At 69.8% G+C, this 11,418-nt stretch carries 11 protein-coding genes and 2 pseudogenes; 6 read left to right on the top strand and 7 right to left on the bottom strand.

Translation table 11 applies throughout. The annotated features are described in order from the left end of the window. Positions 1 to 7 precede the first annotated feature (7 nt). Entirely contained in the window at positions 8 to 1,183 is a 1,176-nt protein-coding gene (locus AB0P41_RS34875; RefSeq protein WP_365936069.1) for a glycosyltransferase, read from the bottom strand. Between the two features lie 58 nt (positions 1,184 to 1,241). Here AB0P41_RS34875 and AB0P41_RS34880 point away from each other — a divergent pair, with 58 nt between their 5' ends. From AB0P41_RS34880 to AB0P41_RS34895, 4 genes are all read left to right on the top strand, one after another. Further along, on the top strand, positions 1,242 to 2,033 hold the full coding sequence (locus tag AB0P41_RS34880; RefSeq protein WP_356707225.1) for an aspartate/glutamate racemase family protein: 792 nt from the start codon (positions 1,242 to 1,244) through the stop codon (positions 2,031 to 2,033). Positions 2,034 to 2,091: 58 nt separating this feature from the next. Further along, positions 2,092 to 2,655 carry a hypothetical protein gene (locus AB0P41_RS34885; RefSeq protein ID WP_356707224.1) on the top strand — a complete coding sequence of 188 codons (564 nt, stop codon included), beginning with the start codon at positions 2,092 to 2,094 and terminating at the stop codon, positions 2,653 to 2,655. Positions 2,656 to 2,724: 69 nt separating this feature from the next. Next, a complete protein-coding gene (lnt, locus tag AB0P41_RS34890) occupies positions 2,725 to 4,356 on the top strand; it encodes an apolipoprotein N-acyltransferase (protein ID WP_356707223.1) in 1,632 nt (543 codons plus the stop codon). A 10-nt stretch (positions 4,357 to 4,366) separates the two neighbouring features. Then, positions 4,367 to 4,846 carry an NUDIX domain-containing protein gene (locus tag AB0P41_RS34895; RefSeq protein ID WP_356707222.1) on the top strand — a complete coding sequence of 160 codons (480 nt, stop codon included), beginning with the start codon at positions 4,367 to 4,369 and terminating at the stop codon, positions 4,844 to 4,846. Between the two features lie 52 nt (positions 4,847 to 4,898). Here the strand turns inward: AB0P41_RS34895 and AB0P41_RS34900 are convergent, their stop codons facing one another. Continuing rightward, positions 4,899 to 6,287 carry an MFS transporter gene (locus AB0P41_RS34900; RefSeq protein ID WP_365936070.1) on the bottom strand — a complete coding sequence of 463 codons (1,389 nt, stop codon included), beginning with the start codon at positions 6,285 to 6,287 and terminating at the stop codon, positions 4,899 to 4,901. A gap of 502 nt (positions 6,288 to 6,789) precedes the next feature. On the opposite strand from AB0P41_RS34900, the gene AB0P41_RS34905 reads away from it, so the two are divergent. Further along, on the top strand, positions 6,790 to 7,458 hold the full coding sequence (locus tag AB0P41_RS34905) for a hypothetical protein (RefSeq protein WP_356707220.1): 669 nt from the start codon (positions 6,790 to 6,792) through the stop codon (positions 7,456 to 7,458). A 175-nt stretch (positions 7,459 to 7,633) separates the two neighbouring features. On the opposite strand, the pseudogene AB0P41_RS34910 reads toward AB0P41_RS34905, so the two are convergent. The 5 genes and pseudogenes from AB0P41_RS34910 to AB0P41_RS34930 form a co-directional block, all read right to left on the bottom strand. Next, positions 7,634 to 8,068 (bottom strand): annotated as a pseudogene (locus AB0P41_RS34910) (transposase); the annotation flags it as partial. An 8-nt stretch (positions 8,069 to 8,076) separates the two neighbouring features. Then, positions 8,077 to 8,760, bottom strand: a complete 684-nt coding sequence (locus AB0P41_RS34915; protein ID WP_365936071.1) for a hypothetical protein — start codon at positions 8,758 to 8,760, stop codon at positions 8,077 to 8,079. A 119-nt stretch (positions 8,761 to 8,879) separates the two neighbouring features. After that, positions 8,880 to 9,093 (bottom strand): annotated as a pseudogene (locus AB0P41_RS34920) (leucine zipper domain-containing protein); the annotation flags it as partial. Next, positions 9,077 to 9,586: a hypothetical protein gene (locus AB0P41_RS34925; protein ID WP_365936072.1), complete on the bottom strand. Its 510-nt coding sequence runs from the start codon at positions 9,584 to 9,586 to the stop codon at positions 9,077 to 9,079. The pseudogene AB0P41_RS34920 and the gene AB0P41_RS34925, both read right to left, overlap by 17 nt. Before the next feature lie 22 nt (positions 9,587 to 9,608). Beyond that, the gene (locus AB0P41_RS34930) at positions 9,609 to 10,682 is read right to left on the bottom strand and encodes a MerR family transcriptional regulator (protein WP_365936074.1); all 1,074 of its coding nucleotides are present in this window, start codon (positions 10,680 to 10,682) and stop codon (positions 9,609 to 9,611) included. 120 nt (positions 10,683 to 10,802) lie between these two features. Here AB0P41_RS34930 and AB0P41_RS34935 point away from each other — a divergent pair. Then, positions 10,803 to 11,418, top strand: a 616-nt coding sequence (locus AB0P41_RS34935) for a transposase family protein (protein ID WP_365936073.1), incomplete at its 3' end; no start/stop codon positions are given.

Here is an 11,418-nt window from a genome sequence, read left to right on the forward strand (position 1 = left end):
GCCGCGATCAGGGCTCCGGCGCGGCCTCGGGGCGGGCGTACGTACGCCCCTTCCAGGCCGCGCCGAGCCCCCGGTAGTGCCGCACCGCGGAGTCCACCGTCATCAGGAGGTAGAGGACCGCGGTGAAGGGCAGCAGCGGTGCCAGCCACAGCGACTGCCGGTAGTACCCGAGCATGGGCATGTAGGTCCCCGCCATCACCGCCCAGGCCGCCCCGCCCGCCGCCGCTGCCACCGGATCGCCAGTCAGCAGCCCCGCCGCCAGCGTGACGGGCGGCGCGACATAGACCAGGCCCAGGCCCAGGACCGTGCCCGCCAGCAGTGCGGGGCTGTGCCGCAGCTGCGCGTACGCACTGCGCGCGACCATGTGCCACAGGTCCGCCAGCCGGGGATAGGGCCGCACGCTGTCCACCCGGTCGGCGAGCCCCAGCCAGATGCGGCCCCCGCCGCGGCGCACGGCGCGCGCCAGCGACACATCGTCGATCACCGCCGAACGGATGGACTCCGGGATCCGCGCCCGCTCGACGGCTCCGGCCCGCAGCAGTACGCAGCCGCCGGCCGCCGCGGCCGTCCGCGACCCCTTGCCGTTCACCCGGCGGAACGGGTACAGCTGCCCGAAGAAGTAGACGAAGGCCGGCACGACCAGCCGCTCCCAGGTGCTCGTCACCCGCAGCCTGGCCATCTGCGAGACCAGGTCGAAACCGTCCTGGCTCCCGGCCGCGGCGACGAGCTCCCGCAGGCTGTCCGGTTCATGGGCGATGTCGGCGTCCGTCAGCAGCAGGAACTCGGGCTTCCGCCGCCGGGCCAGCTCCATCCCGTGCCGCAGGGCCCAGAGCTTGCCCGTCCACCCCGGTTCCGGCTCACCGGGCGTCACCACGGTCAGCGGCAGCCCGCCGTACCGCTCGGACAGCGCCCGGGCGAGCCCGCCCGTACCGTCACCGCTGCAGTCGTCGACCAGGAAGACCTCCGCCTCACCCGGATAGTCCTGGGCGAGCAGCGACGGCAGACTCATCGGCAGGACCTCGGCCTCGTCCCTCGCGGGTACGACCACGGCCACCGAGGGCCAGCGCGCCGGGTCCGCGCGCGACGGCAGCCGCTGGTCGGTCCGCCAGAAGAAGCCCTGGCCGAGCAACAGCCACATCCACACGGTCAGCGAACCCACGGCGGTCCAGGCAACGGCACTCATCCGTCGAAGTGTGCCCCACTCCGGCGGTGCCGCAAGGGCTGTCGACTATGGTGACCGGGTGAAGATCGCACTCATGGACTCGGGAATCGGCCTGCTCGCGGCAGCGGCCGCGGTACGCCGGCTGCGGCCCGACGCCGATCTGGTGGTGTCGTCGGATCCCGGTTCGATGCCCTGGGGGCCCCGTACGCCCGAGGACGTGACCCGGCGCGCGCTCGCCGTGGCCCGCGCGGCGGCCGCCCACCGGCCGGACGCCCTGATCGTCGCGTGCAACACCGCCTCCGTCCACGCCCTGCCCGCCCTTCGGGCCGAACTGGAGCCCGGACTGCCGGTCATCGGCACGGTGCCCGCGATCAAGCCGGCCGCCGCGGGCGGTGGGCCCTTCGCGATCTGGGCCACACCGGCGACCACCGGGAGCCCTTACCAGCGTGGGCTGATCAACGAATTCGCCCGCTCCGTGGACGTGACCGAAGTACCCTGCCCGGGCCTCGCCGACGCGGTGGAGCACGCCGACGAGGAGGCGATCGACCGCGCGGTGGCCGCTGCCGCTGCCCTCACCCCCGCCGGGGTGACGGACGTCGTCCTGGGCTGCACCCACTACGAACTGGTGGCCGAACGCATTCGCGCCGCCGTCGAGAGCACCCGGCCCGGCCGCGCCCCCCTCGTGCTCCACGGCTCCGCCGACGCGGTGGCCGCGCAGGCGCTCCGCCGTGTCGGGGCGGTGCCCGCCCCGTCGGCCGAACCGGTCGGCACTCTCGCCGTCCTCCTTTCCGGACACGCGGCCGACCTGCCCGAACCCGCTCTGGCCTACGCCGAGGGCCTGCTGCTCAAGGCCGTCACCCCCGCGCTCTGAGCGCCCCGCCCGACGCACGCCCCTCCCCGCGGCGCGGAACGTGGGTACGCTGCTTGGCATGACGGACCACCCCGGTAACACGCGGCACGGTTCGAGCCAGGCCCCGAGCACGGTCTGGACGGGACGGGCCACCAATCGCTTCCAGTGGCTGCTCGCGGCCATCGGCGCGGCATGTCTGGCGCTCGGCATCGAACTCGCGGTCGACTCGGCCTGGCACGGCGGATTCGCCCCGCTGCTCATGTCCGTCATCGGCTGTGTCGCCGCGGGGCTCCTGATCCTCTTCGGGACGCTCGCCTTCGTCCACGTGGCCGTGAAGGTCGACGGCGACGCCCTGGAGGTGCGCTGCGGCCACGCCGGACTGCCCAGGCGCCGGATCCTCCTCACCCAGGTGGTGGGCGCGGACTTCGTCCCGAGGGTCACCCCACGCCAGTGGGGCGGCTGGGGTTACCGCTGGCGCCCCGAGCAGGGCACGGCCGTGGTCGTGCGCCGGGGGGAGGCGCTGGTGCTCCGGCTGGGGGACGGCATGACGTTCACCGTCACGGTGGACGACGCGGAGGCCGCCGTACGATTCATCCGGGACCGCCTGCACCTGACGGCCCCCGGAAAGCCCCCCGGAAGCTGAGCCCGGCCGGGGCCCGGGACGGCAGGAGCGGCTGCCGCCCTCACAGCCGCCCACCGTAGACTCCGGCAGGTGAGCGCCACCATCACCACCGCCGAACCGCCGCCCGCCCCCGCGTCCCGCAGCAGGAAGCTGTGGCCGCGGCTCGTCCGGCCCGCCGCCGCCGTGCTGTCCGGTGTGCTGCTCTACGCGAGCTTCCCGCCCCGGCCGCTCTGGTGGCTGGTGCTGCCCGGCTTCGCCCTGCTGGGATGGGTCCTGACCGCCCGGCGGCTGCGTGCGGCACTGGGCCTCGGCCTCCTCGCGGGCCTCGGCTTCATGCTGCCCCTGCTCCACTGGACGGGGGAGGAGGTCGGCCCCGTACCCTGGCTCGCGCTCGCGCTGGCGGAGGCCCTGTTCATCGCCGTCGGCTGCGTCGGGATCGCTGCGGTCTCCCGGCTCCCGTACTGGCCCGTCTGGGCAGCGGGCGTGTGGACCCTGGACGAGGCGCTCCGCGCCCGAGTCCCGTTCGGTGGCTTCCCCTGGGGCAAGATCGCCTTCGGTCAGGCCGACAGCGCGTTCCTGCCGCTCGCCGCGCTGGGCGGGACCCCCCTGCTCACGTTCGCCGTCGTACTGTGCGGCTTCGGGCTCCTGGAGGCCGTCCGGCAGGTCCGCCGCTACCGGGCCGACGGCACGGTGGCCCGCTCCGCCGTCGTCGCCGCGGCCGTCACCGTGGCCGCCCCGGTCGCCGCCGCCCTGGCGGCCCTCCCGCTCGTGGACGACTCGCCCGAGGACGGCACCGCCACGGTCGCGGCGGTCCAGGGCAACGTGCCGCGCCTGGGGCTCGACTTCAACTCCCAGCGCCGGGCCGTCCTGGACAACCACGCGGAACGCACGGAACAGCTCGCGCGGGACGTGAAGGCGGGCAAGGTGCCGCAGCCGGACTTCGTGCTGTGGCCGGAGAACTCGTCCGACCTCGACCCCTACCGCAACGCCGACGCCCGCGAGGCCATCGACCGGGCCGTGCGCGCCATCGGCGCCCCCACCGTCATCGGCGCCGTCCTCACCCCGGACACCGGACCGCTCCGCAACACCCTGATCGAGTGGGACCCGGAGAGCGGACCGGTGGACACCTACGACAAGCGGCACATCCAGCCGTTCGGCGAGTACATGCCGATGAGGTCGGTGGCACGGATCTTCAGCAAGGACGTCGACCGGGTGCAGCGGGACTTCGGCCCCGGCAGCGAGGTCGGCGTGTTCGACCTGGCGGGCACCAAGGTCGGGCTCGTGACCTGCTACGAGGCGGCGTTCGACGACGCCGTACGCGACACCGTCAAGAACGGCGGACAGCTGATCGCCGTACCGAGCAACAACGCGACCTTCGGGCGCAGCGAGATGACCTACCAGCAGCTGGCGATGAGCCAGGTGCGGGCGGTCGAGCACGGGCGGTCCGTCGTCGTGCCCGTCACCAGCGGCGTCAGCGCGGTGATCCGGCCGGACGGCACGATCGTGGAGAAGACGGAGATGTTCACCCCGGACGCCCTGGTCGACGAGGTGCCGCTGCGGTCCTCACTCACCCCGGCGACCCGTCTGGGGACCCTGCCCGAAGCCGTCCTGGCACTGCTCGCGGTCGCCGGTCTCGGCTGGGCGACCGCCCGTTCGGTGCGCGCGAGGAAGCAGCGGCAGGACCGGTCGGCCGGTCCGGAGGACGTTCCGGCCGCCACGTAGGCTCGGCCGCATGGCTACTCCTGACTTCATCCGCGACATCCGCGCCACCGCCGGCCACCAGCTGCTCCTGCTCCCGGGAGTCACCGCCGTCGTCTTCGACGACCGGGGCCGGGTGCTGCTCGGCCGGCGGTCGGACACCGGCAAGTGGTCGGTCATCGGCGGGATCGGCGAGCCGGGCGAGGAGCCGGCGGCGACCGCGGAGCGCGAGGTGTACGAGGAGACGGCGGTGCGCTGCGTCGCGGAGCGGGTGGTGCTCACCCAGGCGCTGAAGCCGGTGCAGTACGCCAACGGCGACCGCTGTCAGTATGTCGACATCACCTTCCGGTGCCGGGCCACCGGCGGTGAGGCGCGGGTGAACGACGACGAGTCGCTGGAAGTCGCTTGGTTCGACGTCGACGCGCTGCCGCCGCTGAGCGAGTTCTCCATTTTCCGGATCAAGCAGTCCCTCACGGACGGCCCCACCTGGTTCGAGCGGACTCCCGAGGACTGACGGGCCCGGCTCCCCGGCTCACGGCGGAGACGGGCCCTTCGGCACGGCCGGGTCAGACGCTACGGGCGTCGGCCGCCGGCGTCGCGGTGTCCGCGGCCCGCCGGCCGGCGTCCGGCTCGATGTCGGCGAGGTCCCGGCTCCTGGTCTCCTTCGCGCAGACGATCGCCAGCACGGTGAGGAGCGCGGCGGCGATGACGTACAGCGAGATCGGCGTCGAGCTCCCGAAGTCGGCGAGCAGAGCCGTGGCGATGAGGGGCGCGGGGGCTCCCGCGGCGACCGACGAGAACTGGGCGCCGATCGACGCGCCCGAGTAGCGCATCCGCGTCGCGAACATCTCGGCGAAGAAGGCCGCCTGCGGCGCGTACATGGCGCCGTGGAAGATCAGTCCCACGGTGACGGCCAGCAGCAGACTCCCGAAACTCCTGCTGTCGATCAGCGCGAAGAACGGGAACATCCAGAGCCCCACACCGATGGCACCGACCAGATAGACCGGCCTTCGCCCCACCCGGTCGGACAGTGCCCCCCACAACGGGATCACCGCGAAGTGCACGGCGGACGCGACGAGCACGGCGTTCAGCGCCGTCTGTTTGCTCAGGTCCGCGGACGTCGTCGCGTACACCAGGATGAACGCGGTGATGACGTAGTAGCTGATGTTCTCCGCCATCCGCGCGCCCATGGCGATCAGGACATCGCGCCAGTGATGCCGCAGAACCGCGACCAGAGGCATCTTCTCGGCGGGTGCGGCCGCCGCCTTGCGCTGCTCGGCCTGGGCCAGGGCCGCCTTGAAGACAGGGGATTCATCGACAGAGAGACGAATCCACAGACCCAGGATCACGAGCACCCCGGAGAGGAGGAAGGGTATCCGCCAGCCCCACGCCTCGAAGGCGGACTCGGACATGAGCGCCGTGAGCGCGGAGAGCACCCCGGTCGCGAGCAACTGGCCCGCGGGCGCGCCCGTCTGGGGCCAGGACGCCCAGAACCCGCGCCGTTTCGCGTCGCCGTGCTCCGACACGAGCAGCACGGCCCCGCCCCACTCGCCGCCGAGGGCGAACCCCTGCACCAGCCGCAGGACGGTGAGCAGGACGGGGGCGGCGGAACCGATGGTGGCGTGCGTCGGCAGGAGGCCTATCGCGAAGGTCGCGCCGCCCATCATCAGCAGGCTCAGCACCAGCAGCTTCTTGCGCCCGAGCCGGTCGCCGTAGTGCCCGAACACCAGGGCCCCGATGGGGCGCGCGGCGAAGCCCACGGCGTAGGTGAGGAAGGAGAGGAGCGTACCGACGAGCGGGTCGGACCCGGGGAAGAACAGTTTGTTGAAGACCAGTGCGGCGGCGGAGCCGTAGAGGAAGAAGTCGTACCACTCCACCGTGGTCCCGACGAGGCTCGCGGCGACGACGCGGCGGAGGTTGGACGGTGGTGGGGGAGCGGTGGTCGGTGCTGCCATGGATACCACTTCCGGACAGTTGGCGGGGACGTTTCCGTGTCGCCATACCGTAGGAAGGGCCAGTTCAGGGGCACATGTGGCGGGGCGACATAGTTCGAGGGCGGGCTATCCCTGTGGCCCCCATGCCGACTCACGGAGGGGCGGTTCAGGGGCACGATGGTGGTCGGGACGCGGGCCGTCCGGGACGCGTAGTTCAGGGGGATTTGGCGTTGCTGACTCCTGCGCTGGCCGGTGCTGACCAAGAGCCCACGTCATCACCCGACTTCACCGTCCCGTGCTGATGAGCAGAAACGTCGGCCGCGCCTGGTAGTTCCCCGATGCCGGCCCGCGAATGGCCGGATCTAGGTTGTCGGCTCTGCGCAAGAATGGTCCAGGCTGACCTTTCTGAACCCATCGGCTCGTCTTCTCCAGCGCGGAGAGGAAAGCAAGCCAAGGGCTGTCCCGCAAAGGGCCGGTGGAACGAAAGTTATGCGATCCTGCAGCATGTGTAAGAGACTGTGGGGTGCCTACTTCCAGATCGCTTGCAGCCTCCGAAGAGATTCGCGCGTATCTCATCGATAAGTTGAACCATGCCCTGCGTCGCCCCGGAATGTTCGGGAAAGAGCTGGCCTTGCGCATGCTGATAGATCACTTGCTGTTCGTGGAGTGCCAGCCCGAGGCATTCGCCGAGCAGCAGCGCGTGTGGGAAGAGCGCGGCGCCTGGTCCAGCATCGGCGTTGCGGGCGCGTTTCGCGATCTGATCCCGGACAACTACTACGAGTACGGCATGGCCTCGGTCTATGCCGAGTTTGCTCACAGTCGCGGCTGGCTCAAGTCCGACCGTGTGCTGGACTCCGACGAATATGCAGCGCTGCAGGGCGAGGTCCGCCAGTGGGCGGGCGAGGACCGGGTTTGGGCAGACGTCGTCGACAAGTTCGGTCCCCCATCCATGCTGTTCGGCGGGACCAACCCCTTGTACGGCAAGACCCTCGGCTACCTCACTGAGAACCCGGAGGAGCCGATGGTGTCCTTCCATCTCTGGAACGGCAGTACACCGGAAGCCGAACAGTCATGGCCACCCGAGCATGCGGAACCCCTGCTGCTCGCAGTGCGCTTCGGAACGGGACCTTTCCGCCGGACCTTCACCTTCACCCCGGAGGGGCGGCGACGGCTTCCCACGAAGGATAACTAAAGATCAGCGGGTGGTCCTGCCCGCTCCGCTTCTGACTCGGTCACTGCGCTGGTGCAGCGAAGACTGGTCCTGACGCGCCAAGAGAGAAGACGTGCGCGAAGTGGAGCGGGTCGGCACCATTGGCGAGGGGGACCAGCCTGTCCGTCCAGAACGTGCCCACCGCCGTTGTCCGGGTGAAGGTGTGCTCGACGCGGGCGCGGACACGTCGGTGTTCGGCGTTGTCCTCCTCCTGGCCGCGCAGGAGCGGGCGTCCGGCTCTTCTGCGGTGCGGGACGGTCAGTCCGGTCCCCAGGTAGGCGTCTGTGATGACCGTTGTCCCGGCCCGCGATGGCGGGAAGGTCCGATTCTCGCCAGGGTGGGCGTCAGCCTTGTTCCCGGGGACGGGGCGGGCGGAGGCGATCACCAGGCGGCTGTCCGCGTCGATGATGACCTGCATGTTCGCCGAGCATCGAGAGTTACGGGAGGACGCGGCGACCCCGCGGTCGCGGGCCGGGACGAGGGTTCCGTCGACGATCCACAACCGTTCGACGTCCGCGACGGGCCGCGGCGCCGGCTCGACCGCGAAAAGCGGCCGCAGGCGATGGATGACCCGGCAGACGGTGGCCGGGGATTCCAAGATCATTCGACCTGCAACGGATGGACCGTCTCAAGCCTCCTTCGCTCTCCTTCCGGGGTGAAGGTGAAGGACTGGCGGAATGGTCCTTCACCGAATCGCACGGCAAGAAGCAGAGGCTGCTCGTGCTCCGGCGGCCAAGCAGCGCTTCCTCGAGCGCTGCCGTGCCACAAGTGGAAGACCACCATCGGCTGCCCCATATCCTCGCTGAGATAGCCAAGCGTCTTCCCGTACAGGGGGTTGGTCCCTCCAAACAGCACGGAGGGGTCACCGAACATCGCCGTCACGTCCGCCCACGTGCGGTCCTCTCCGGCCCACTGCCGAACCGAACCCTTCAGGGCTTCGTACGCATCGGCGGTGAGGAGCCGGTCCGACTGCAACCAGCCACATCGCTGCGCGAACTCCGCATACACCGACGCCATTGCGTCCTTGCAATCCAGCTCGGGAATCAACTCCCTGTAGAACCCCGTCACACCGTTGGGCCTGAATGCCCCGCTGTCCTTCCAGACGCGCCGTTGCTCGGCGAAGACAGCCTCGGTCCTACGTTCCACGAAAAGAAGGTGCCTGATCAAAAGGTGTAGTGCAACCTCGCCCCCGAACTCTCCAGAGGAGCGGAGCGCACGGTTGAACACTTCAAGGAGGTGGGCGCGTATCTCTGGGGCGGTTGCCAGTGAGTCGGTAGGAGTCACCTCCGCATTATCTCGCGCAAGGAGCCCGTGCAGCGCACCTCGTCGGCGGGCAAGACGGCGGTCGCAGATTCTTCGGGCCTCCAGCGAAAACCAAGGCTGTGCCTTGGGACTTCGCGCGTGGTCGCGGTCGGCTGGTGGTGTGGCGTGGGCGAGCGGTCTTCCAGTCCGAGTGCCCGTGGTTCCGGAATCGATTGACCACTTCGAAGCGCACGCCCGGGACACCGTCATCCCGGCTGCGACATGCGCAATCGGTCTCGTCCGGCAACGCTCGACCAGCCGACGGCGTCCCTCGACGGTGAGAGGCGCGTTTCGGTAGTCATGTAGTGGGGCCAGGCGCGGAGGGCCGCTTGGTGGTGTCCCGCCGGGAGATGGCCTCTGCCACCTCATCAAGGGCGTCGCGCAGGAAGGTGCCATATGCGTCCTGAGGGAGGCTGGGGGCGTGCTCACCGGCCGCGTTGATGTGCTCCGTGGCCGCATCGAAGGACCCGAGTCGGCGGTAGTTGTCGGCCAGATTGAGGTGGAGGGAGGGGTAGAACCCGGCGATGTGGAGGCTGGCGTGGTGCTCCTGGACGCGCTGCTCGGTCACGGCGTCCGCAGCGTCCAGGGCCCGGACGTCCCAGGCGAGGGCCTGGGCCGGATCTTCGTAGAGATCTGCCAAGTAGTGGGCGAGTGAGCAACGATGCAGCGGGTCGCCTGTGACACCGATCGCCGACCATAGATTCAGAAGCTTCTGACGGGCTGAGAGAGTGTTGCCCGTTCGGCCTTCGGTAACGGCCTGGCCGATGGCTTCCATCGTCGGGTCGGGGCCGGCGGGTGCAGTAGACATGACGTGTTCCTCGCTGTCGTTCTCAGGTTGAGTGGTCGTACTTCACGGGCATGGCCAGGGTGGTGAGATCGCCGCGGTCCGCGGAGCGGATCGTGACGGGCCCGTCGTGTCCCCTCAGGTCGAGCATCACGTCAGGACCGATGGCTGTGCTCACTGCGGGATAGAGCGTGGTCATCTCGAAGCGGATCTGCAGAGCCCCGCCCGTCACGCTGCCGGGGAGCTCAACACCGGGGTCCTCGTCGTTCGAGGGCCGGACGTACACTCCGTGATCGGAAAAGTGCAGCGCGATGTGTTCGCCGGGGTATTCTTCCAGGGCACGCAGCAGGAGGTCCTTCGGGACTGTCGCGCGGGTGCTGATCTCGCCCAGGGAGGCGAGCACCAGCCGGTGATCAGGGAAGTCCTCGGACAGCAACCTGCAGTGCTGGTCATCCCGCTCAGGCATACGCAGCCAGAGCCCGTGAGGCACCGCTTCGATACGGACCAGCGTACTGCGCCGGACCGTGGCGACAGCGGCCCGCAGGTCATCGCCGTCGATGGTGCCGACCCACGTCTGCTTCGCCGGCCGCGCTGGCACCAGGGTACGGGTGGAGAGCCGATACCGGTCGGTCGCCGTCAGGGCGATCGCCTCATGACTCGCCTCGATGTGCAAGCCGGACAGCACCGCCAACCCCGGCTCGTGCGCGGTCGCGGTCAGGACCTGCTCCACCGCATCCGCAAGTACGGGCCCCTTCAGCATGGCGATCAGCACACCGGGAACGCTGCCGCCGAGCGCGGACTTGATGACAGCAGCCTTCTGCCGTGCCGTCGCCGCATCATCGACAAGTTTGGCAACATGCTCGTCGAGCAGCCGCGCTGCCTCGTCGGCCCGGGCGTCGAGGACTGCCTCGACCGCAGCGAGGGGCATGGCGATCTCACGGAGCTGACGCAGCGCGGTTGCCCGTGCCATCTGGTCGGCGCCGTAGTAGCGGTAGCCCGAGATCGCATCCACTTCGGCAGGGGCCAGCAGCCCGGAGTCGGCGTAGAACCGCAACGCGCTGGAGGTCAGACCACTGCGCTGGGCAAAGACCCCGATTGGCATCAGTTCAGAATTTGGCACCTCGCCATCATTGGGCTTCAACCAACTCGAAGGTCAAATCGACGTGGGGCGTCACCGACATCATGGCCAGCAACAACTAAAGGTTGTTGCAGAACGTCTGGGATAGGGCATTCCTCTTGTATGGGTGGGGTGTTGCGGGCTGAGCCGTTGTGGGTGGAGACGTTCACCGGCTTGCGTATGGGCCGGTTCGAGAAGTTGGTGAAAGTAGTACGGGAGCGGGGAGGAAACGGTCCCGGGGGAGGGCGCCCATGGTGCCTGCCACTGGCGGACCGGGTCCTCCCGGTGGCCGTCTACTACCGGACCAACCTCACGATGCGCCAGCTCGCCCCGCTGTTCGGGATCTCCCCAGCCACCGTCTGCCGGGTCGTCCATCGCCTTAGGCCGCTTCTCGCGCTGGAGCCGGCGCCGCGGCCCGTCGCGGATGTCGAACGGTTGTGGATCGTGGACGGGACCCTGGTCCCGGTCCGCGATCGCAGGGTCGCCGCGTCATCCCGTAACTATCGGTTCTCGGCGAACGTGCAGGTCATCATCGATGCGGACAGCCGCCTGGTGATCGCCTCAGCCCGCCCTGTCCCCGGGAACAGGGCCGACGCCCACGCCTGGCGAGAATCGGACCTGCCCGCCATCGCGGCCGGGACAACGGTCATCGCAGACGGCGCCTACCTGGGCACCGGACTGATCGTCCCGCACCGCAGAAGAGCCGGACGCCCACTCCTGCGCGGTCAGGAGGAGGACA

This window comes from Streptomyces sp. NPDC079167 (assembly GCF_040686735.1).
Taxonomy (GTDB): domain Bacteria; phylum Actinomycetota; class Actinomycetes; order Streptomycetales; family Streptomycetaceae; genus Streptomyces.